Annotated in this window: 15 protein-coding genes; 9 read left to right on the top strand and 6 right to left on the bottom strand. The window is 75.3% G+C overall.

Annotation, left to right across the window (positions count from 1 at the left end):
• Positions 1-90 precede the first annotated feature (90 nt).
• Positions 91-1,089, bottom strand: a complete 999-nt coding sequence (locus OG946_RS33010; RefSeq protein WP_326799606.1) for a sensor histidine kinase — start codon at positions 1,087-1,089, stop codon at positions 91-93.
• A gap of 156 nt (positions 1,090-1,245) precedes the next feature.
• Between OG946_RS33010 and OG946_RS33005 the strand changes: the two genes are divergently transcribed.
• Positions 1,246-2,652, top strand: a complete 1,407-nt coding sequence (locus OG946_RS33005) for a hypothetical protein (protein WP_326799605.1) — start codon at positions 1,246-1,248, stop codon at positions 2,650-2,652.
• Between the two features lie 48 nt (positions 2,653-2,700).
• Here OG946_RS33005 and OG946_RS33000 read toward each other — a convergent pair whose 3' ends face one another.
• On the bottom strand, positions 2,701-3,312 hold the full coding sequence (locus OG946_RS33000; protein WP_326799604.1) for a TetR/AcrR family transcriptional regulator: 612 nt from the start codon (positions 3,310-3,312) through the stop codon (positions 2,701-2,703).
• A gap of 90 nt (positions 3,313-3,402) precedes the next feature.
• Between OG946_RS33000 and OG946_RS32995 the strand changes: the two genes are divergently transcribed.
• Positions 3,403-4,812, top strand: a complete 1,410-nt coding sequence (locus tag OG946_RS32995; protein ID WP_326799603.1) for an MFS transporter — start codon at positions 3,403-3,405, stop codon at positions 4,810-4,812.
• A 136-nt stretch (positions 4,813-4,948) separates the two neighbouring features.
• Here OG946_RS32995 and OG946_RS32990 read toward each other — a convergent pair whose 3' ends face one another.
• On the bottom strand, positions 4,949-5,614 hold the full coding sequence (locus OG946_RS32990) for a response regulator transcription factor (protein WP_326799602.1): 666 nt from the start codon (positions 5,612-5,614) through the stop codon (positions 4,949-4,951).
• Positions 5,615-5,885: 271 nt separating this feature from the next.
• Between OG946_RS32990 and OG946_RS32985 the strand changes: the two genes are divergently transcribed.
• A complete protein-coding gene (locus tag OG946_RS32985; RefSeq protein WP_125938217.1) occupies positions 5,886-6,359 on the top strand; it encodes a cation:proton antiporter regulatory subunit in 474 nt (157 codons plus the stop codon).
• 4 nt (positions 6,360-6,363) lie between these two features.
• Positions 6,364-7,704: a cation:proton antiporter gene (locus OG946_RS32980; RefSeq protein WP_326799601.1), complete on the top strand. Its 1,341-nt coding sequence runs from the start codon at positions 6,364-6,366 to the stop codon at positions 7,702-7,704.
• On the opposite strand, the gene OG946_RS32975 is transcribed toward OG946_RS32980, so the two are convergent.
• Together OG946_RS32975 and OG946_RS32970 are read right to left on the bottom strand one after the other, a co-directional pair.
• Positions 7,644-8,867: a PP2C family protein-serine/threonine phosphatase gene (locus OG946_RS32975; RefSeq protein WP_326799600.1), complete on the bottom strand. Its 1,224-nt coding sequence runs from the start codon at positions 8,865-8,867 to the stop codon at positions 7,644-7,646. The two genes, OG946_RS32980 and OG946_RS32975, sit on opposite strands and share 61 nt — an antisense overlap.
• A 155-nt stretch (positions 8,868-9,022) precedes the next feature.
• Entirely contained in the window at positions 9,023-10,732 is a 1,710-nt protein-coding gene (locus tag OG946_RS32970; protein WP_326799599.1) for an ABC-F family ATP-binding cassette domain-containing protein, read from the bottom strand.
• Positions 10,733-11,135: 403 nt separating this feature from the next.
• Between OG946_RS32970 and OG946_RS32965 the strand changes: the two genes are divergently transcribed.
• The 4 genes from OG946_RS32965 to OG946_RS32950 all read left to right on the top strand — a co-directional run bounded on the left by OG946_RS32965 (position 11,136) and on the right by OG946_RS32950 (position 17,795).
• On the top strand, positions 11,136-11,987 hold the full coding sequence (locus OG946_RS32965) for a hypothetical protein (RefSeq protein WP_326799598.1): 852 nt from the start codon (positions 11,136-11,138) through the stop codon (positions 11,985-11,987).
• Complete coding sequence (locus tag OG946_RS32960; RefSeq protein WP_326799597.1) at positions 11,987-14,179, top strand: bifunctional serine/threonine-protein kinase/ABC transporter substrate-binding protein; 2,193 nt, start codon at positions 11,987-11,989, stop codon at positions 14,177-14,179. Before OG946_RS32965 ends, OG946_RS32960 begins: the two co-directional genes overlap by 1 nt.
• 14 nt (positions 14,180-14,193) lie before the next feature.
• Positions 14,194-16,845, top strand: coding sequence for a bifunctional serine/threonine-protein kinase/ABC transporter substrate-binding protein (locus OG946_RS32955; RefSeq protein ID WP_326799596.1), 2,652 nt, complete (start codon positions 14,194-14,196; stop codon positions 16,843-16,845).
• A gap of 263 nt (positions 16,846-17,108) precedes the next feature.
• A complete protein-coding gene (locus OG946_RS32950; RefSeq protein ID WP_326799595.1) occupies positions 17,109-17,795 on the top strand; it encodes a glycoside hydrolase family 11 protein in 687 nt (228 codons plus the stop codon).
• Between the two features lie 98 nt (positions 17,796-17,893).
• On the opposite strand, the gene OG946_RS32945 is transcribed toward OG946_RS32950, so the two are convergent.
• A complete protein-coding gene (locus OG946_RS32945; protein WP_326799594.1) occupies positions 17,894-18,985 on the bottom strand; it encodes a glycoside hydrolase family 5 protein in 1,092 nt (363 codons plus the stop codon).
• 594 nt (positions 18,986-19,579) lie between these two features.
• On the opposite strand from OG946_RS32945, the gene OG946_RS32940 reads away from it, so the two are divergent.
• Complete coding sequence (locus OG946_RS32940) at positions 19,580-20,428, top strand: peptidoglycan-binding domain-containing protein (RefSeq protein WP_326799593.1); 849 nt, start codon at positions 19,580-19,582, stop codon at positions 20,426-20,428.
• The last annotated feature ends 148 nt before the right edge of the window (positions 20,429-20,576 follow it).

Raw genomic sequence — 20,576 nt, 5'->3', positions numbered from 1 at the left:
ATCCGGCAGGTGCCGTACGCGGACGATCGGGGCCCGGTGCGAGGGGACCGGAGGCGGCGGGGGCGGGTACGAGTGGCCGGTTCCGTTCGGTTACCGCCGCACCGCTGACGGGTCCTGGCCGCCGTCCGGCGTCCCCGTGCGGGGACGGCCGTGGGCCGGGACGGTGAGCACCACCTGCGTGCCGCCGCCCGGGGCGCGCGTGACGTCCAGCGCCGCGCCGACGAGCAGGGCCCGTTCGCGCATGCCGCGGATCCCGGCGCCCTCGCGGGCGGCGCCCACCCCGCGGCCGTCGTCCGCGACCCGCAGTTGCACCGCTGCGCCGGTGCGCACGAGGCTCAGCTCCACCCGGTCCGCCGCGGCGTGCCGTACGACGTTCGTCAGCGCCGCCTGCGCGACGCGGTAGAGCACCAGCTCCACGTCCGGGTCCAGCGCCGGCAGCTCCGGGTCGAGGCGCCGCTCCACCCGCATCCCGGTGTGCCCCGCCAGGTCCGCACCCAGCGAGGTCAGCGCGCTGACCAGGCCCAGGTCCTCCAGCACCCCTGGCCGCAGCCGCCGGGCCAGCCTGCGCACCTCCTCCAGGCTCTCCCTGGTGGTCTCCTGCGCCCGCCGCAGGTCCTCGCGGAGCGCCTCCGGCGCGCGCTCGCCGGCGCGCTTCAGCTCCAGCAGCACGGTGGTCATGCTCTGCCCGACCTCGTCGTGCAGCTCCTGCGCGATGCGCCGCCGCTCGGCCTCCTGCGCGGAGAGCGCGCGCCCGGTGCTTGCGGCGCGCTCGGCCTCCAGCCGGTCGAGCATGGCGTTGAACGTGCTGATGAGGTCGGCGACGTCGCCGGTGCCCGGCACGGTGAGCCGCTGGCCGGGGCGGAGCAGGTCGACGGTGGCCATCAGCCCGGTGAGGCGTTCGAGCGGGGCGAGCCCGACGCGCAGCAGGGCGGCGTTGGCGACGAGCATGACGCCCATGCCCGCCACCAGGACCACGGCCTCGGCGAGCAGGACCGACGCGGAGACGGTCACGGGCGCCAGCATCAGCACGCCCGTGGCCGTGCCGAGCACCAGGGCGTTGAGCCCGAAGATCCGCCAGAACAGGGACACGGGGCGGGGCCTCCTAGGTTCGTGCAGTGCGTACCACTATGTGCGATCGGCGGGCGGCGACCGCCGGCGGGCCGGACGCGGGAGGGGTTCACGAGGTCGTAGCAAGCGGTTACTTTCCGGAGGGACGGCTCGTACGGCTCCGGAGGAGGCAGCGCCATGGGTCTTGCAGGAAGCGGCCGGCGGCCGCGTCTCGTGCTCCTCGTCGCGCTGCTCGCGACGCTCCTCGCCGGACTTCCGGCGCTGCCCGCGGGTGCGGCGGCGCCGCCCCCGTCCGCGCGGGTCGTGCCCGTCGACTGGCGGGACTTCGACGAGGGGCCGCCGCAGGGCGCGGACGCCGCGCGGCTGCGCGCGATCCTGGTCAACGCCAACCGCTATGCGCTGACGACCTGGTACGACGACCGCTTCGGGGACCAGGGCGACGAGGGCCTGCTCGACCTCGGCGGCACCGGCGAGCACCGGGTACGCCCCGTCGCCGCCGAGGCGTTCGCGCTCGCCGCCGCGCTGGCCACGGGCGCGTACGACGCGGAGGGCACCGGCGTCGCGGAGCCCCGGGCCCGCGCGACCGCCGTGCGCCTGCTGACCTCGGTGGCCGGGCACCACCGCGCCACCGAGGCGGGCGGCTGGGGCGACGCGTGGCAGAGCGCACTGTGGGCGGCGATGGCCGGCTTCGCCGGCTGGCTGCTCTGGGACGACCTGGCGCCCGCGGAGCGGGAGTGGGTGCGCGCGATGACCGAGTACGAGGCGGACCGCTTCCGCGGCTACGACGTGCCGTACTGGAAGGACCGCGACGGCGTCGAGCAGACCCCCGGCGACAGCAAGGCCGAGGAGAACTCGTGGAACGCGATGCTCCTCCAGGTCGCCACCGCGATGATGCCAGGACACCGCAACGCGCCCGCCTGGCAGCAGGCGAACCTGGAGCTGATGATCTCCGCCTTCGCGCGCCCCTCGGACCTCGGCAGCCGCCGGGTGCTGCACGGCAAACCCGTGTCCCGCTGGGTCGGTGGCTGGAACGCCGAGGAGGACGGCCTCGTCGTCAACCACGGCATCGTCCACCCCGACTACATGGCCACCGCCGTGCAGAACACCCACGCGGTCCTCACCTCCGCGCTCGCCGGCGAACCCGCCCCGCGCGCGGCCCTGCACAACTTCGACGTCGTCTACGCCGCCCTCGCCGACCGGCGGTTCACCAGCCCGCCGTACGCCGCCCCCGGCGGCACGATGTACGTGCGCGGCTCGGACGAGATCTACTTCCCGCAGGGCACGAGCTGGGGCCCGTCGCGCCGGATGGACTTCGTCGCGATGGACGTGGTGGCGCGCGAGCTGCGGCTCGACGGCCGGGCGAGCGCCGGCGGCGCGTACTGGGAGCGGCTGCACGCGGGCCGGGCGCTGGCGATGCAGGAGCGGCACGCGGACGGGCGGACGTACGCGCCCGAGGACGCGGACCCGTACCAGGGCCGGGAGGAGTGGGTGGCGATGCACGCGGGCTGGGCGTATCTGACGCGCTGGCTGGTGCACCAGGACGCGGTGGAGATCACGAACAGGGCGTACGCGGGCGGAAGCTGAGCCCGTCCGCCCGTCCGCCCGTCCCCACCGGCCCGTACGGGCCGCGGGCTACGGGCCGGCCGGCGTCGCCAGCACCGCCAGCACCGACTTCGTGACCACGTCGGAGACCTCGTCCGGCGCGATCTCCAGCCGCCCGGCGCGGACCTCCTCCGCGGCACCGTGCAGGATGTGCTGCACGACGCCGACGAGCCAGGCGGTCGGCATGTCGGTGCGGAAGACACCCTGGTCCCGGCCGCGGCGGACGAGTTCGCCGACGCGCGCCGCCGGACCCTCGTGCAGCTCCCGCACCCGGCCCGCGGGCAGCACGCCCTGGGCGGCGGTCAGCAGCGCCGCCGACTCGGCGACCAGCGCCCAGCTCGACACCAGCAGCCGGCGCATCGCCGCGTACGCGTCGCCCGCCAGATCCACCGCCGCCAGCGTCCTGTCGCCGTCCTCCACCGCGTCCCTGAGCGCCGCGTCGACCAGGTCGGCGCGGGTCTTGAAGTGCCCGTAGAGCGTCATCCGCCCCACGCCCGCGGCCTTGGCGATGTCGTCGGTGGTCGCGGCGGGATCGGAGCGCAGCTCCTCCCGGGCGGCGGCGACGATGCGGGCGATGCTGCGCTCGGCGTCGGCCCGGCGGCGCGGGCGCACGCCGGCCCGGGGGCGGGGGGAGGCGGTCATGCGGGCCAGCTTAACTCGTACGGGAATGTTTGCGTTACAGTCCTCGGTTAGAACTCGTACGTCAACGTACGAGATAACAGGAGGGCAGTGATGACTTCGCACGAGGTCGGGCACACGACCAAGGAAGGGCGGCACCCCGCCCGCTGGCGCATCCTCGGCTTCCTCGGGGTCGCCCAGCTCATGCTGATCCTGGACGTCACCGTGGTGGCCATCGCGCTCCCGCACATCGGGTCCGACCTCGGGCTCGGCCGTGCGGCGCTGACCTGGACGGTCAGCGCGTACACGCTGACGTTCGGCGGGCTGATGCTGCTCGGCGGGCGGATCGCCGACCTGATCGGCCCCAAGCGCGTGGTCCTCGCCGGGCTGCTGGTCTTCACCGCGGCGTCCCTGACCACCGGGCTCGCCGAGTCCGGCGGCATGCTCGTCGGCGGGCGCATCGCGCAGGGCGTCGGCGCGGCGCTGCTGTCGCCCGCGGCGCTGTCGCTCGTGGTCACGCTCTTCGAGGGCGAGGAGCGCAACAAGGCCCTGGGCATCTGGTCCGCGCTCGGCGGCGGCGGCGCGGCGCTCGGTGTCCTCCTCGGCGGGCTGCTGACCGCGGGCCCGGGCTGGCCGTGGGTCTTCTACGTCAACGTGCCCATCGGGCTCGTCATCGTCGCCGTGCTCGCCGTGCTGCTGCCGAACCGGCCCGCGCCCGCGGAGCGGTCGCGGGTGGACCTGCTCGGCGCGGCGCTGGTGACCGCCTCGACGGCGACGCTGATCTACGGGCTCATCGACGCCGGCGAACGCGGCTGGCTCACCGCCCGCACCGCCGGGCTCGTCCTGCTCGCGGCCGTCGGCTACCTGCTGTTCACCGTCTGGCAGCGGCGCGCCCGCAGCCCGCTGATGGACGTGCGGCTGCTGGCCCGGCGGCCGGTGACCACGGGCGCGTTCCTCATCCTGATGGCGACGGCGCTGATGGTGGCCGTGTTCTTCCTGGGCACGTTCTACTACCAGCACGCCCGCGGCTACGGGGCGCTGCACACCGGGCTGCTCTTCCTGCCCGTCGCGTTCGCCGCGATGCTCGGGGCGGACCTCACGGGCCGGCTGATCGGCCGGACGGGCGCGCGGGCACCGGCCATCGCCGCGCTGACCGCGGCGGCGGCCGGGCTCGCGGTGCCCGCGGTCTCGATGCGGCCGGTGACGGTCGCGATCGGGGTGACCGTCGCGGCGCTGGGCACGGGCGCGATGTTCGTGGTCGCCTCGGCGACGGCGCTGGGGCAGGTGGCGCCGCACGAGGCGGGGATCGCCTCCGGCATCGTGAGCACCTTCCACGAGTTCGGCGCCTCGCTGGGCGCCGCGGTGGTCTCCAGCGTGGCGGCGGCGAGCCTCGTCGGCAGCACGCTGGAGGGGTTCACGGAGGCGTTCACGGTGGCGGCCGTCGCGGCGGCGGTGTCGGCGGCGGTCGCGGGGGCGCTGACCCCGGCGCGGACGGCACCGGCGGCCGCGGAGCCGGCGGCCTGAGCGGGCCGCCTGAGGACGGGGGGCGGCGGGGTGCGGCCACGGGGCCGTACCCCGCCGGTCTCCCGGCGGGGCAGCACGCGGGCCGGGCGGTTCGCCGGCCCGCCCGCACTCCGGTCCGCTCGCGCCCGGCGCGGCGTCAGGGTTCGATCAGGCCCGCGCGGATCGCGTACCGCGTCAGCTCCAGGCGGTCGCGCAGGCCCAGCTTCTGCAGCAGGTTGGCCCGGTGCCGCTCCACCGTCTTGGCGCTGATGACCAGCAGGTCACCGATCTCCTTCGAGGTGTGCCCCTCGGCGACGAGCTTCAGGATCTCCTCCTCCCGCTCCGTGATCGGCCGGGCCGGCAGCGGGTCGCCCTGCCGGGCGCGGTCGAGGTAGCGGCGGATGAGGGCCGTCTCGGCGCCCGGGTAGATGAACGGCTCGTCGCGCAGCGCGGCCCGGCACGCCTCGACGAGGTCCCGGTCCGCGACGGACTTCGGCACGTAGCCCGCGGCACCGGCCTTCAGCGCCTCGAAGAAGTACTGCTCGTTGTCGTGCATCGTCAGGATGAGTATCCGCAGCCCCGGCCGTACGCGGCAGAGCTCGCGCGCCGCCTGCAGTCCGGTCAGCCGGGGCATCGCCACGTCCAGGATCGCCAGGTCCACGGCCACCGACCCGTCCCGGGCGAGCGCGACGGCCTCGGCGCCGTCGCCCGCCTCCGCGGCGACGGTCAGGTCGGGTTCCGCGTCGAGGATGAGCCGGATCCCGCGGCGTACGAGGGCGTGGTCGTCGGCGAGCAGGACGCGGGCCTTGACCGCTCGGTTCATTCGCGGGTTCCCTGGGGACGGTGGACGCAGCGGGCGGGACCGGGCCTGACCGGGGCTGCGACCGGCGGAGACGAGGGCTGTCCCGGCACTGATGGTGGCCCGTCCGAGGCCGGGCTGTCCATCCGTGCTGACACCCATGTTCCCGCCGTACGACGGGATGGCACGATATCCGCTGCGTCGCGCGGGGGATCGGCCGCCCGAATCCCAGGGGCAGCGGACGCGCGACATTCAGCGGAAGCCGGAAAGGGGACGGGCCGTGCCTGCTCCAAGGATGAGCACCACGCCACTGCCGGGCATCGGCGTGAAGTACGACCTCACCACTCGTGCGCAGAAGAAGCACCTGTCGGTGATCGCGCACCGGGACGGCACCCGGTCGATCAACGTCTACCGCTCCGACGACCCGGACGCCTGCATGCAGTCGCTGCATCTGAACGGCGCCGAGACGGCGGCCCTGATCGACGCGCTCATGCCCTCCCATCACAGCCCGAACCTGCTGCACACGACCGACCTGGGGCTGGTCGCCGAGCGCGTCGAGCTGTCGGCCACGTCGTACTGGAACGGCCGGGTGCTGGGCGAGACGAGGATCCGTACCGAGACGGGCGCGTCGATCGTGGCCGTGCTGCGGCGCGCGGAGGCCATCCCCTCCCCCGCCCCCGACTTCCGCTTCGCCGGCGGCGACACGCTCATCGTGATCGGCACCCGCGAAGGCATCGAGGCGGCCGCGGCGCTGCTCGGGCGGGAGTGAGCGCTTGCACTCCTACGCGGTCTTCCTCATCGAGTTCGGTGCGATCATCCTCGGACTCGGTCTGCTCGGGCGGTTCGCGGGCCGCTTCCAGTTCTCTCCCATCCCGCTGTACCTGCTGGCCGGGCTCGCCTTCGGCGAGGGCGGGCTGCTGCCGCTGGGCGCCAGCGAGGACTTCGTGGCGATCGGCGCCGAGATCGGCGTCATCCTGCTGCTGCTCATGCTGGGCCTGGAGTACACGGCCAGCGACCTGGTCTCGAACCTCAAGACCCAGTACCCCGCCGGGGTCGTCGACTTCACGCTCAACGCCCTGCCGGGCGCGATCATGGCGCTGCTGCTGGGCTGGGGCGGCGTCGCCGCCGTGGTGCTGGCCGGCGTCACCTGGATCTCCTCCTCCGGCGTCATCGCCAAGGTCCTCGGCGACCTCGGCCGGCTCGGCAACCGCGAGACGCCGGTGATCCTCAGCGTGCTGGTCCTGGAGGACCTGGCGATGGCGGTGTACCTGCCGATCGTCACCGCGCTGGTCGCCGGCGTCGGCATCGCGCAGGGCAGCGTCACGCTGGCCATCGCGCTGGGGGTGGCGGGCGCGGTGCTGTTCATCGCCGTCCGCTACGGGCGGCTGATCTCCCGCTTCGTCTCCAGCGACGACCCGGAGAAGCTGCTGCTCGTCGTCCTGGGGCTGACGCTGCTGGTCGCCGGGCTCGCGCAGCAGCTCCAGGTGTCGGCGGCGGTGGGCGCGTTCCTGGTGGGCATCGCCCTCTCGGGCGAGGTCGCGGAGGGCGCGCACAACCTGCTCAGTCCGCTGCGGGACCTCTTCGCCGCGGTGTTCTTCGTCTTCTTCGGCCTGCACACCGACCCCCAGTCGATCCCGCCGGTGATCCTGCCGGCGCTGGCGCTGGCGGTCGTGACGGCGCTGACGAAGATCGCGACGGGGCACTGGGCGGCGAGCCGCGCCGGGATCTCGGCGAAGGGCCGCTGGCGGGCGGGCGGCACGCTGGTCGCGCGCGGCGAGTTCTCCATCGTCATCGCGGGGATCGCGGTCACCGCCGGGGTCGAGCCGGAGCTGGGGCCGCTGGCGACGGCGTACGTGCTGGTGCTGGTGATCGTCGGACCGCTGGCGGCGCGGTACACGGAGCCGGTCGCGCTGCGGGTGACGGCGTGGCGCGAGGAACGGCAGGCGGAGCGCGAGGCGGTCGCCGCCGAGGCGGCGGACGCACAGGCCGGCTCCGCCGGGGGCGAGGAGGCGCACGCGGAGGCCGGTACGGCCGAGGCGCCGCGGCTGCCGGCTCAGCGGGGCGAGACGGCGCCGGCGGAGGACGAGCGTTCGCCGGGCAGCGGCGGCGTGTAGCGCAGCAGGACCAGCGCGGAGTCGTCGTCGAGTTCGCCGCCGCAGTAGACGCGCATGTCGGCGTTGAGCGCGGCGAGCACCTCGGCGGGCGGGGCGTCCGGGCCCAGGCAGGCGGCGTAGCGCGGGGCCAGCGGGTAGAACTCGTCGGCGGCGTTGCGGGCTTCCAGGACTCCGTCGGTGACGAGGAGCAGTTCGTCGCCGGGGGCGAGAGTCAGCTCGGTGGTCCACGTGGGGGCGCCGCCGGGCGTGGCGGCGACGGGGTCGATGGCGGGGTCGGTGGCGGAGACGACGCCGGAGTAGTCGGGGCCGCCGGATTCTCCGAGGTCGTCCGCGCCGTGGTCCGGGCGGTCTGCCGGGGCGGGGTCCCGCAGCAGGCCGAGGCCGAGCGGGGGGTGGGCTGCGAGGGGTGCCTCGCGCACGTCGCCCGCGACAGTGCGGACCAGGGGTGGCGGATGCCCGTACGACAGGAGGGTGCAGCGGCCCTCCGTGGTGACCTCGACGAGCAGCACGGTGACGAAGTCCTCAGGACCCGCCTCGCGCAGCACGCTGTGCTCCATCCGCCGGGCGATCAGCGGCAGATTGCGCTCGTCGTGCGCGACGGCCCGGAAGACGCCGAGCGCCACGCCGCTGATGCGCACGGCGGGCAGCCCTTTGCCGCGTACGTCGCCGATCACGGCCCGCAGGCCCGAGCCGGTGTCCACGATGTCGTACAGGTCGCCGCCGACCTGCGCGTCGTGTGCGGCGGAGGCATAGCTGGCGGCGACCGCGAAGGGCCCGATGCGGACGGGCGGCACCGGCAGCAGCGCCCGCTGTGCCACATCCGCGATCCGCTGTGCTCGCGCAAGCCGCGCTTCGCGGTCGACGCGCACCGCCTGGAGGACGAGCCCGAGCCCGGTGGCGCCGATGACGGCGATGAACCGGGCGAAGAACCGGGCCTGCCCGGCGTCGTGGTTGTACCAGCTCAGCAACGCGCCCAGCGCCACCCCGAGCGCCCCGGCGGCAACGACGGCGCGCCGCCCGCCGTTCACCGCGACGAGCACGGGGATGACGGAGAACAGTGCCCCGAGCGACTGTCCCCGGGCGGTCACGAGGTCGGCGAACGTGATGACGACGAAGAGCGCCGCCACGAACCACCGGGACGAAACGAACGTGGCGACCGACATCTCCCCAGCATGCGCGGCGGATCCCCACCCCGGGGGGACGGCCCGCCGGGAGGTACCCCCAGCGGCGGGCGCGGCGGCGGCCCGGCAGGCTACAGAACGGGGCCCGCCCGACGGCCGGTCGGGCGAGGGACCGGCGGGGAGGGGTGCGGTGGGCGTCACTCCGGTGGGCGAGGGGTGCCCGCGTTCAGGTGCAGGCGGGTGCCGGTGAAGCGGGCGCGCATGCGGCGGTCGTGGGTGACCACGACCAGCGCGCCCGCGTAGCCGGCGAGCGCCTGCTCCAGTTCCTCGACGAGCGCCGGCGACAGGTGGTTCGTCGGCTCGTCCAGGAGCAGCAGGTCGACCGGCTCGGCGACGAGCCGGGCGAGGTCGATGCGACGGCGCTGCCCGTACGACAGCTCCCCCACCCGCAGCCGCAGGTCCGCCGGGCGGAAGAGGCCGTACGACAGGAGTTGCGCGGCGTGCTCGTCGGGGGTGCCGGGGCGGTCGGCGGCGAACGCCCGCAGCACCGTGGCGCCGGGCGGCCACGCGGTCTCCTCCTGCCGCAGGTGCCCCACCCTGCCGGGCACCCGCACCGTCCCGGAGTCCGGCCGCAGCTCACCGGCCAGCACCCGCAGGAGGGTGGTCTTCCCGGCCCCGTTGGGCCCGGTCACCAGCAGCCGCTCGGCGCCTCCCAGCCGCAGCGAGGACAGTCGCAGCCGGTCCCCGACGACGACGTCCGCCAGTTCGGCGGCCGGTACCTCCGCGGCCGGCTCCGGGCCGGCCGGGGTGCCGCCCCCGTCCGCGACGGCCGCGCCGTCACCGGCGGCCGGCGCCGCGCCGGGGCCGCCGGACTCCAGCCGGGCGCGGAACACCAGCGGCTGCGGCGGTGCCGGGACCGGGTTCGAGGTGAGGCGGGCCACGCGCTCCTTCGCGTTGCGGATGCGGACCGCGGCGCCGTGGGCCCTGCTGCGGGTACGGAACGCACCGTGGCCGAAGACCGCCAGCGGCTGGGACCGCGGGATGGCCGCGAGGCGGGTCGCGGCGGACTCGGCGAGGCGGCGGTTGCGGGCGAGTTCCGCCCGCCACTCCTCGTACTCGCGCAGCATGCGGGCGCGTTCCGCGGCCTTCGCCGTGAGATAGCCGTCGTAGCCGTCGCCGTAGCGGGTGACCCGGCCGCCGTCGACCTCCAGGACCGTCGTCGTCAGCCGCTCCAGGAACAGCCGGTCGTGGGTGACCGCGACGACCGTGCCGCGGTGCGCGCGCAGGTGGTCCTCCAGCCAGGCGACCGCGCGGTCGTCCAGGTCGTTGGTCGGCTCGTCGAGCAGCAGGACCTCCGGGCGGGCCGCCAGGGTCGCGGCCAGCGCGAGGCGGGAACGCTCACCGCCGGAGAGAGTCCCCAGGCGGCGGTCGCGGGCGAGGGCGGGGAGGCCGAGGCCGGCCAGGGCGGCGTCGACGCGGGTGTCCGCGCGGTACCCGTCGCGGGTCTCGTACTCCTCGACGAGCCGCCCGTACGCGGCCAGCGCCGCGTCCAGCGGCGCGCCCTGCGCCGCTCCGGCGAGCCCCGACTCGGCCCGCCGCAGCTCCGCTTCGAGCGCGCGGAGTTCGGCGAGCGCCGCGTCGACCGCGTCCTGGACGGTGGCCTCCGGCGGCAGGTCGAGGCTCTGTGGCAGATAGCCGAGGCCGCCGGGGGTGACGAGGGTCGTCTCGCCCGACTCGGGCCGGGTCCGGCCGGCGAGGAGGCGCAGCAGCGTGGACTTGCCGGAGCCGTTGTCTCCGATGACGCCGGCCTTCTCGCCGGGGCGGACGGTGAGCGTCACGTCGCCGAGGACGACGCGCTCGCCGTAGCGCTTGGTGACGGTGTGGAGGGAGAGTTGTGCGGTGGTCATGAGGTCGATGCCCCTGTTCCCGGCCGTGGCCGCTCGCGACGGATCGAGGACGGGTCCGTGCACGAGAGCGCGCCGCGGCGCCGCGCGGAAGGGCGGGGGAAGCGGGACTCGCGCACGGACGGGCGCGACGGCACGCGGAGCGTGGCTCTACGCGGTCGTGCGCCCGGCGGCGATCACAGAGTTCCCATGCGGTCAACGTACGGCACCCCACCCGGCCATGGCAACGTCATTCTCCGGCGCGGCCGGGAGCCCTGCGCCCTTGTAGAGTTCACGACGACGACGCGATGCCGCTCCGGTGTCCGGCGGCGGAACCGCCGGACACCGGAGCGGCATCCGTATGGGTGGCCGCCGCGCGGCGTTCGGCACGCCGGCCGGGTGGCCGCGGAGGGCAGGGGTGGGAGTCATGGTGTATGGAAGACGCGTGCGCCGCCGGGGCGTTCCGGCGGCGTTAGCCGCGATGCTGCTCGCGGGCGCCGCGGCCTGCGACAGCGGCGGCGAGCCGGAGGGGAAGGCGACCGCGGGCAAGAGCGCGACGGCGGACGGCGATACGGCGCCGACGCGGGCGCCGCGGCCCGAGGCCGACCCCGGGAAGGTCCCGCGCACCGCGGCCGAGGCCAGGCGGCTGGTCCAGGACGTCCTCGCCGAGCCGGAGCACTTCGGCCCCGACACGGTGAAGGCGACGCCGTACGAGAGCGATCCGGCGCGCTGGACCGTGCTCGCCGAGGACTGCGCGTGGCGTACGGAGGGGCTGCCGGACGACGTACTGGCCACGCGCACCCGCTACTTCGAGATACCCGCCGCGGGCGGCAAGGGGCCCATCGAGGTCTCCGCCACCGTCACCGTGCACCGTACGACCCTCGACGCGGCGTGGGAGCAGGCGCGGATGCTGGAGGAGGCGGTCGGCTGCCCGGAGCAGACGCTGCGGGCGGGTGAGCGGCTGACGGGCCTGACCTCGCTGGCGCTCGCGTACGGCGAGGGCGCCAACGAGACGAGCGACGACTCGCTGTCGGAGCGCGGCGAGTGCGTCAGCGACAGCCGGGGCGGGCCGTACCCGTACACGTGGGACCAGTCGACGTTCGGCCCGGTGGTGGTCGGCGTGTCCGTCTGCGCCGGGGAGAAGACCGCCGCCGGGGACGTGGCCGGCATGAGCGTCGAGCCGCTGGTGATGATGATGCAGCGGGCCCAGGAGGCGATCGCCGGCGAGGACCCGGGAGACGCGGGAACCGGCTCCCCGGGGACGAAGGAGGGCGACTGATGGAGCAGTTGCTCCCCTCGGACCCCGCGCACCTCGGCGGGAACCGGCTGCTGGGCCGGCTCGGCGCCGGCGGCATGGGCGTGGTCTACCTTGCCCGCACCCCGGCCGGTGCCCCGGCCGCGGTCAAGGTCATCCAGCCCGAGTACGCGGAACAGCCCGAGTTCCGGGCCCGCTTCCGCCGCGAGGCGGCGTCCGCCCGCCGGGTCGCCAGCCCGTGGGTGGTGCCCGTGCTCGACGCGGACACCGAGGCCGGCGCGCCGTGGCTGGCCACGGCGTTCGTGCCGGGCCCCTCCCTGGCCGAGGCGGTCGCCGCGTGCGGCCCGCTTCCCGACCACGGCGTACGGGTGCTGGGCAAGGTGCTCGCGCGCGCGGTCGCCGCGGTGCACGACGCCGGTCTTGTCCACCGCGACCTCAAGCCCGGCAACGTGCTGCTGGCGCTCGACGGCCCGCGGCTCATCGACTTCGGCATCGCCCGGCCCACGGCGGCCGAGGAGACGGAGCTGACGTCGGACAGCATGGTCGTCGGCACCCCGGGGTTCCTCTCCCCCGAGCAGGCGCGGGCGCAGCGGGTCGGCCCGGCGAGCGACGTGTTCTCGCTGGGGTGCGTGCTGGCGTACGCGGCCACCGGCCGGCCGCCGTTCGGCACCGGCGCCGCGGACGCGCTGCTGTACCGCACGGTGCACGACGAGCCGGATCTCGGCGGCCTCGCGGACGAAGGGCTGCGGGCGCTGCTCGTGCGGTGCCTGGCCAAGGAGGCAGAAGGGCGGCCGACCGCGGCCGAGTTGGACGCCGAGCTGGTCGCGGACGCGCCGGAGGGCGACATCGACTGGCTGCCGGACGCGGTGGTGCGGATGGTCGCCGAGCGGTCGGCGGAGATGCTGCGCCTGCCCGGCGTGGAGCCGACCGAGGTCTCGGAGCCGGCGGGGGACGCCGGCACGGCCGGCGGCCCGGACACCACCGTCGCCGCGGGGACCGCCCGCCCCGGCCGCCGCCGGGTGCTGGCGCTGGCCGGCGGCGCCGTGCTCCTCGCCGGGGGCGGCGGTGCCGCGCTGTGGGCGGCGCTGCGCGACGACGGCGAGCCGCCCGCCGAGGCGCGCGGCCCGCGCCGTACCCTCGGGCTGCACGCGGACCTGACGGGTCCCCAGAAAGCGGCCGGGGCGGCCCAGGAGCGGGCCGCGCGGCTGGCGGTGGAGCAGTTCAACGCCCGGAAGGACGCGCCGTTCACGCTGGAGCTGACCGTCGCCGACGACCGCGGCGACCCGGCCCGCGCGCTGACCGTCGCCCGCCGGCTCATCGGCGACCGCGACGTGCTCGCCGTCCTCGGCCCCACCGGCTACGCCTCCGCCCAGGCGGCCCTGGACGCCTACGAGGGCGCGGGGATGCCGCTGGTGACGGTCTCGGAGGGATCGTTCAGCGCCGCGCAGGCGGCGATCGCCGGGGAGCCGAAGGCGTACTTCCACGCCACCGCGCTCGGCGTGCGGGCCGCGTACACCACCGTGTTCGTGCTCCTCGGCCAGGGCGCGGCGAACATCGGCCTGCTGTCCGACCGGGCGGGCGCGATCCGGGCCTTCGAACACAGCACGATCGCGCACAACGCGGCGACGAGCGCGGAGCTGGGGCAGTATCTGCGCGTCGTACCCGCCGCCGCGGACGCCGGCGCGCTGGGCCCGGTGGTGGCGGACATCGTCGACCACGGCGTCGACAGCTTCTTCTACACCGGCACGCCCGCGCGCGCCGCGGCGGTCGCGCGCGAGCTGGCGAAGCGGGGCTTCGACGGGCCGCGGTTCCTCGACGAGCCCGCGGCCGGCGGCGCGTTCACGGCCGCGGCCGCCGACGCGGCGGAGGGCTGGCAGACGCTGACGCCGTACGTCGGCGCGGACGCCGATGCGGTACGGGACTTCGCCGCCGCGTACCGCAAGCGGTTCGACGGCGCGCCGGGGCCGTGGGCGGCGGAGGCGTACGACGTGACGCGGCTGATCGCCGACCGGCTGACCGCGCTCGCGCGCAAGAGCAGGCGCAAGCCGACGCGCGAGGCGCTGGCCGCGTCGCTGACCGCCGCCCGGTTCAAGGGGCTGACGACCACGTACAGCTTCGACGAGAGCAGGGAGATCGCGCAGGGGAAGATCCACCACTACCGCGTCGAGGACGGCCGGTTCGGCTACGTCGGCCCGGTGGCGCTCCCCGGCTCCTGACGGGGGGGCGGACGATGCGGGCGCTGCGCGCGGACGACCCGGACGAGCTGGGCGGGCACAGGCTGCTCGCCCGGCTCGGCGCGGGCGGCATGGGCGTGGTCTACCTGGCGCGCGCCGGCGACGGCACGCTGGTGGCGCTGAAGGTCATCCGGCCCGAGCACGCGGCGAACCCGGCGTTCCGTGCCCGGTTCCGGCGCGAGGTGCGCCTGGCGACGGGGCTGACGGGCCGCTGGGTGGTGCCGGTGACCGCGGCCGACGCCGAGGCCCGGGCGCCGTGGCTGGCCACGGCGTTCGTACCGGGGCCCGCGCTGGCGGAGGCGGTGGACGGGTACGGGCCGCTGCCGCCGTACGCCGTCGCGGCCCTCGGGGCGCGGCTGGCGGAGGCGCTGGCGGAGGTGCACGCGGCGGGGCTCGTACACCGGGACGTCAAGCCGGGCAACGTGCTGCTCGCGCTGGACGGGCCGCGGCTGATCGACTTCGGCATCGCGCACGACTCCGGGGCGACGGCGCTGACGGCGCCGGACGCGGTGATCGGGACGCCCGGGTACCTGGCGCCTGAGCAGATCAGGGCGGGCGGCCGGGCGGGGCCGCCGAGCGACGTGTTCGCGCTGGGCTGCGTGCTGGCGTACGCGGCCACGGCCCGCCGCCCGTACGGCATCGGCAACCCGGCGGCGGTCCTGTACCGCACGGTGCACGAGGCGCCGGACCTGACGGGTCTTGAGGTGCTGCCGCGGGAGCTGCGGGCGGCGATCACGGCGTGCCTGACGAAGGCCCCGGACGACAGGCCCACGGCGGCGGAGTTGCGGACGGCGCTGGCCGCGGAGGCGGGTGCCGCCGCGAGCCCGGCGCCGACCGACCCGTCCCCGGCGCCGGCGGAGGGACCCGTCGACCCGCGGGTCCCGGCGCCCCCGCCGCCGGACGCGGCCACCCGTGTCCTGCGGGACCGGGGGGCAGGAGAGGCCGGAGAGGCCGGAGAGGCCGGACCGGCGTCGGAGACGCTGCCGTACGAGGCGACGGAGGCCGCAGGGCACGGCGTGGCGGGCCGGTGGACGGAGACGGACGAACTCGCGGGTGAGCGCCGCGCGGTGGACGACGGGGGCGGTGCCGGGGACCGGGAGTCCGGCGGGGACGAAGACGCGGACGACTCGTCGGCCGCGGCGGAGCGGCCCGCGGCGGGCGCCGGTGCCGCGGACGGCGCAGGCGATTCGCGGCTCCCCCGCCCACGCGCCGCAGACCGGCCCGGGGACCGGGCGCCCCGCCTCCCGACCGCCCCGCCCCCCGCGCCCGTTGCGGGCCTGCCCGCCGACCCGCGTGACTGGCTGCCCTCGCCCGTGTTGCGCCTCGTTGCCGAGCGGTCCGCCCGGGCGCTCGACCCGCCGCCGCGGCAGAGCGCGCTCGCCGCCGCCGCGCCGCCCGGCGCGGTGGACACCACCGCCGCGGGCCGGCGCGGGCCCTCCCGGCGGCGGTTCCTCGTCGTCGGCGGCGCCGCGGCCGTGCTCGCCGCCGCGGGGGGCGGGGCGGCCGCGCTCTTCCGCGACGGCAAGAGCAGCGGTGAGGGCGGCGCTTCACCGCGCCCGCCCACCCACGCCATCGCCCTGCACGCCGCCCTGACGGGCGATCAGAGCGCCGTCGGCGTCGCCCACGAGCGCGGCGCCCGGCTCGCCGTGGCGCAGCACAACGCCCGCGACGACGCCCGCTACCGGCTCGCCCTCGTCCCGTACGACGACCGCGGCGACCCCGGCCGGGCAAAGGACGTGGCCCGCCAGGTGCTCGGCGAGCGGTCGGTACGGGCGGTGCTCGGCCCGACCACCGTCGGCACCCTGCGCGCCGCGGTCCCGCTGTACGGCGCGGAGTCGCTGGCCGCCGTGAACGTGTCGGTCGACACTGACGCGGCCGACGTGGGCTGGAGCGACGCGCAGTCGCTCGTCGGCACCCGGCTGTCGGGCGTGTACCACACGCACCCGGTCCTCGACTATCTGACGCGGGTGCGCGGCGTGGTCCGTACCGCGGTCGTGCAGGACGCCGCCGCGGGCGACGCCGTGCAGGGCGTGGTCGACACCCTGCGCGAGGCGCCGCCCGGGGAGGGCGAGGTGAGCTTCCATCCGGTGGCGGCGGCGGACGGGTTCGGTGCGGCCGTCGCCGCGGCGCTCGCGCGGCGGCCGGAGGCCGTCGTCTACGCCGGCGCCTCCCCCGGGCGCGCGGCGTCGTGCGCCCGCGCGCTCGCCGCGGCCGGCTTCGACGGGCCGCGGACGTCGTTCGAGCCGGTCATGCGGCCGGCGTTCCTGCGGGAGGCGGGGGCGGCGGCCGAGGGCTGGGTGTTCAGCGCGCCGTACACGGCGGCGGAGCAGGCGACGTCGAAGGCGGCCCGCGCCTTCACAGCCGCGTACCGCGAGCGCTACGACGCGCCGCCGCCCCGCTGGGCGGCCGAGGCGTACGACGCCGTGGGCCTGATCGCCGCCGCGCTCGACGCGCTGGGCGGCGGCGCGGAGATCGTGCCGGGCCAGGTCGCGGAGCGGATCGTGGAGGTGAGCTACGCGGGCGTGGCCAAGCCGCTGCGCTTCACCGCGGACCTGGTGCACATGCTGGAGCCGAACAGGACGGCGTTCCTGTACGAGGCCCGGGACGGCGCGTTCCGTTTCCTCGGCCGGCACGACCAGGTCACCTGATCATTCGAAACTTTCGTCCGCACGACCCCTCATTTGGATCTTCTCAACACTCGCCCGACGGACTCGCGCCGCCTCTCCAACGCGCATAACTTGCTGAACTGCGACGGCACTTACCCGACCTAGCGACACCCCGCTGCAATGTTTCGGAATCACGGTCGAAACTGTTGACACCCCCTCCCGGCGGTCCAACACTGACGCACGACCCGTTCGGCGCCACCCTGGCCCGGCGGCAGGCCTCCCGCCTGCCGCCATGAGGAGGAAGAATGAACACGAACGGCACCCCCCACGGCGTGAGCCGCCGGCAGTTCGTCGGCCGTGCCGGCGCAGTGGTCCTCGGCGCGTCCGCGGCCACGCTCCTGCCCGCCGGAGCCGCGCACGCGCAGACCATCACGACCAACCAGACCGGCACCCACAACGGGTACTACTACTCGTTCTGGACCGACGCGCAGAACACGGTCTCGATGACGCTGGGCAACGGCGGCAACTACAGCACCTCGTGGCGCAACACCGGCAACTTCGTCTGCGGCAAGGGCTGGAGCAACGGCAGCCGCCGCAACGTGAACTACTCCGGCAGCTTCAGCCCGTCCGGCAACGGCTACCTCTGCCTCTACGGCTGGACCTCGAACCCGCTCGTCGAGTACTACATCGTCGACAGCTACGGCACCTACCGGCCCACCGGCGAGAACCGGGGCTCGGTCAGCAGCGACGGCGTCACGTACGACATCTACCGGACGATGCGCTACAACGCTCCGTCCGTCGAGGGCACGAAGACCTTCCCGCAGTTCTGGAGCGTCAACAGGTCCAGGCGGGTGGGCGGCACGATCAGCACCGGCACACACTTCGACGCCTGGTCCCGGGCCGGGATGCAACTCGGCAACTTCAGCTACTACATGATCATGGCGACCGAGGGCTACCAGAGCAGCGGCAGCTCCAACATCAACGTCGGCTGACGCGAAGGAAGGCGCAGGAAAGCGAAGGAAGGCAGAGAGAAAGCGCCGCGGGACCGGCCCGCACCGAGCCGGTCCCGCGGCGTCATGGCCCCGCGCCGTCACTCCTTGATACGCGCCCGGATCCAGACCCCGGCCTCCTTCAGCACGCCGGTGCCCGTCCACTGGTTCCCGTCGCAGGTGCCCTCCTTGAACACCGCGCCCGAGCGGAAGTCGTCGGAGAAGTTCCAGTTGGTCCAGGAGATGCCCTTCTGCTTCATGAGGTCCAGGTACCGCTGCGACATCGCGAAGTCGTTCGCGCCCTCGCCCGCGTAGTCCTGGGTGCCGAACTCGGTGACGAACACCGGGAGCGCGTCGGCGGCGCGGGAGAGCGTCTGCAGGTACTCGTCCCCGTGCGAGGCGGCGTAGAAGTGGAAGGTGTACATGATGTTGTCGGCGTCGACCGGGTTGTCGATCACCTCGCGCTCGTCCGCCCCGTCCGAGACGCCGAAGGAGGACCAGGCGCGGGTGCCGACGAGGACGACGCCGTCCGGGTCGTGCTGCCGCACGACGGGGATGATCTCCTCGGCGTACCTCTTGACCGAGCCCCAGCCCACGCCGTTGGGCTCGTTGGCGATCTCGTAGAAGACGTTGGGCTGGTCCTTGTACCTGCTCGCCATGTCGGCGAAGAAGCGCTTGGCGAGGGCGGTGTTGGCGTTGGGGTCGCCGGGGCTGAGCATGTGCCAGTCGATGATCGCGTACATGCCGCGGTCTATCGCCTGGTCGACGACCCGCTGGGCGAGGGCGGTGAAGCGCTCGGGGTCGGTCTCGTAGCCGTCTTCCTGGACGTACGTGGAGACGCGCAGCACGTCCGCGTCCCAGTCCTGCGCCAGCGCGTCGAGGGAGCCGTCGGTGAGGCACTGCTCGTACCACTGGGTGCCGTGCGAGCTCATGCCGTTCAACTGGACCGCCTGGCCCTGCTCGTTGCAGAGCGTGGTGTCGCAGACCGCCAGCCGGCCGTTCTCGGCGACGGGCGAGCCCGCCGGGGCCGCGGCGCGGGCGGCGGCCTGGGCCGCGGTCGTGCCGCGGGCGTCGCGGCCGGTCGGTGCGGAGTCCTCGTCGGCTCCTGCGCTGAGCTGCGGGGTGAGGGCGAACAGCAGCGCGGCGGTCGCGACGCTGGCGGAACCGAGCAGGAGGGGCTTGGTCCTTCGCATGGGGGGTCTCCAGTTCTGGGGGGTCGTCCCATCCGGAGCGCAGATGGGCGTGGCCGGAAAGCTAAGGTCCCTTCCGCACGCCGTCAAGACTGGAAGGAAACTTTCCTAACCACGTCTGGAGAGCGGGCCGTTGGCCGGCTACAGCACGAGGTAGAACACCAGCGCCAGCGGCGCGACGACCGTGATGGTCAGCGCGATGATCCAGGCCGTGACGCCGAAAGTGCGGTCGTTGTCCATGCGGGCCTCCCTGGTGCAGCCGAGAACTCGGCCGAGAGGGGGGCGACGCCAGTATGCGCCGGATTGCGCGGGTGGTGGGGCGTTTTGCCCGAGCACATGTACGGCAAACGGGCCACGGACGGGGGGCGAATCGGCGGCGCGAACCGCAGCCTGCTTGCATAATCGTCGGCATCGAACTGGAGGGGAACGCCAGTGCCATCCGACGGATGTCCGCGGTGCTTCGCACCGCTCAAGGAGGACGGCAGACCGAGTTGCGCGTGTGCGGCGGACGCGGCGCAGCAATCGGATCCGCCGACGACCGGCAGCACGCCGACGACCGGGCAGCGCGCCGAGCGCCGGCTGATCAGACCGTACGTCATGCGCGCGACCGAGGCCGGCGGCGGGCAGGACGCGGACGGCGGGAGCGAACCGGGGCCCGGGACCGAGCTGTTGCCGGTGCCGCGCGCGGCGTTCCTGCCGCAGGTGGCGCCGGGAGACATGGTCACGCACATCGAGGCGGCGGAGCCGGAGCCGGATGACGCGGCGGGCGGAGGCGAGCACCGCCGCCGCCCCACCGGGCTGCTGCTCGCGGCCGGCGGGGCGGCCGCGGTGATCGCCGGGCTGGTCGTCACCGCCGGGCTGCTGACCGGCGGTTCGGAGTCGGACGACGCCGGCCCGGGACCGGCCCGGATCAGCACGGGCCCCTCGGGCGGCGGCGAGGCGGACGGCGGCCCGCTGGGCGACGACGAGGGCGGCGCACCGGCGGACGGCGCGGGCGCGCATCCCGACGACCGCGCCGGGCGCGACCGCGGCGGCGACGGGGACGCGCCCCGCGACGGCCGCCGGGACGCGGGCGACGACCACGCCGGCGACCTCGCGCCGGGCCGCGCGAACGGGCAGATCGGCTCGATCGCCCCCACCGCCCCGCCCGGAGACGGCACGTCCCACCCCCCGCAGTCCTCCTCCCCCACCGACGACGCCCCCGCCGTCCCCGTCCTCCCGCCGGTGCTCGGGCCCGGCGACTCGGGGCCCGAGGTGACCGAGCTGCAGCACCGGCTGCGCCAGGTCGGGCTGGGCCTGCTCCAGCCCGCGGACGGCGCCTACGACGACGGCGTACGCACCAGCGTGCGCACCTTCCAGTCGGTCAACGGCCTGGAGGAGGACGAGCGCGGCGTCTACGGTCCTGAGACCCGGCAGGAGCTGGAGTCGCGCACGGACGAGCCCTGAGCCCGACCGCGCCCGCGGGTCCGGCCCCTGCCGGCGGCCAAGGCCCGCGTCGGCCGCGGGGGTTGCCGCCCGGGTCGCCCTGCCTTAGATTGCGTTCACCATCTTGAACGATGGGTGACGACGTGAACAGGGGCCTGGACACGCGAGG

Source organism: Streptomyces sp. NBC_01808 (assembly GCF_035917395.1).
GTDB lineage: Bacteria > Actinomycetota > Actinomycetes > Streptomycetales > Streptomycetaceae > Streptomyces.
This window is presented reverse-complemented; position numbering and strand designations above follow the sequence as displayed.

Bases quoted from the DNA above. Each gene is read 5' to 3' on its own strand.
- OG946_RS33005 (WP_326799605.1), top strand. From the start codon at position 1,246: ATGGGTCTTGCAGGAAGCGGCCGGCGGCCGCGTCTCGTGCTCCTCGTC.
- OG946_RS33000 (WP_326799604.1), bottom strand. From the start codon at position 3,312: ATGACCGCCTCCCCCCGCCCCCGGGCCGGCGTGCGCCCGCGCCGCCGG.
- OG946_RS32995 (WP_326799603.1), top strand. From the start codon at position 3,403: ATGACTTCGCACGAGGTCGGGCACACGACCAAGGAAGGGCGGCACCCC.
- OG946_RS32990 (WP_326799602.1), bottom strand. From the start codon at position 5,614: ATGAACCGAGCGGTCAAGGCCCGCGTCCTGCTCGCCGACGACCACGCC.
- OG946_RS32985 (WP_125938217.1), top strand. From the start codon at position 5,886: ATGAGCACCACGCCACTGCCGGGCATCGGCGTGAAGTACGACCTCACC.
- OG946_RS32975 (WP_326799600.1), bottom strand. From the start codon at position 8,867: ATGTCGGTCGCCACGTTCGTTTCGTCCCGGTGGTTCGTGGCGGCGCTC.
- OG946_RS32970 (WP_326799599.1), bottom strand. From the start codon at position 10,732: ATGACCACCGCACAACTCTCCCTCCACACCGTCACCAAGCGCTACGGC.
- OG946_RS32965 (WP_326799598.1), top strand. From the start codon at position 11,136: ATGGTGTATGGAAGACGCGTGCGCCGCCGGGGCGTTCCGGCGGCGTTA.
- OG946_RS32960 (WP_326799597.1), top strand. From the start codon at position 11,987: ATGGAGCAGTTGCTCCCCTCGGACCCCGCGCACCTCGGCGGGAACCGG.
- OG946_RS32955 (WP_326799596.1), top strand. From the start codon at position 14,194: ATGCGGGCGCTGCGCGCGGACGACCCGGACGAGCTGGGCGGGCACAGG.
- OG946_RS32950 (WP_326799595.1), top strand. From the start codon at position 17,109: ATGAACACGAACGGCACCCCCCACGGCGTGAGCCGCCGGCAGTTCGTC.
- OG946_RS32945 (WP_326799594.1), bottom strand. From the start codon at position 18,985: ATGCGAAGGACCAAGCCCCTCCTGCTCGGTTCCGCCAGCGTCGCGACC.
- OG946_RS32940 (WP_326799593.1), top strand. From the start codon at position 19,580: ATGCGCGCGACCGAGGCCGGCGGCGGGCAGGACGCGGACGGCGGGAGC.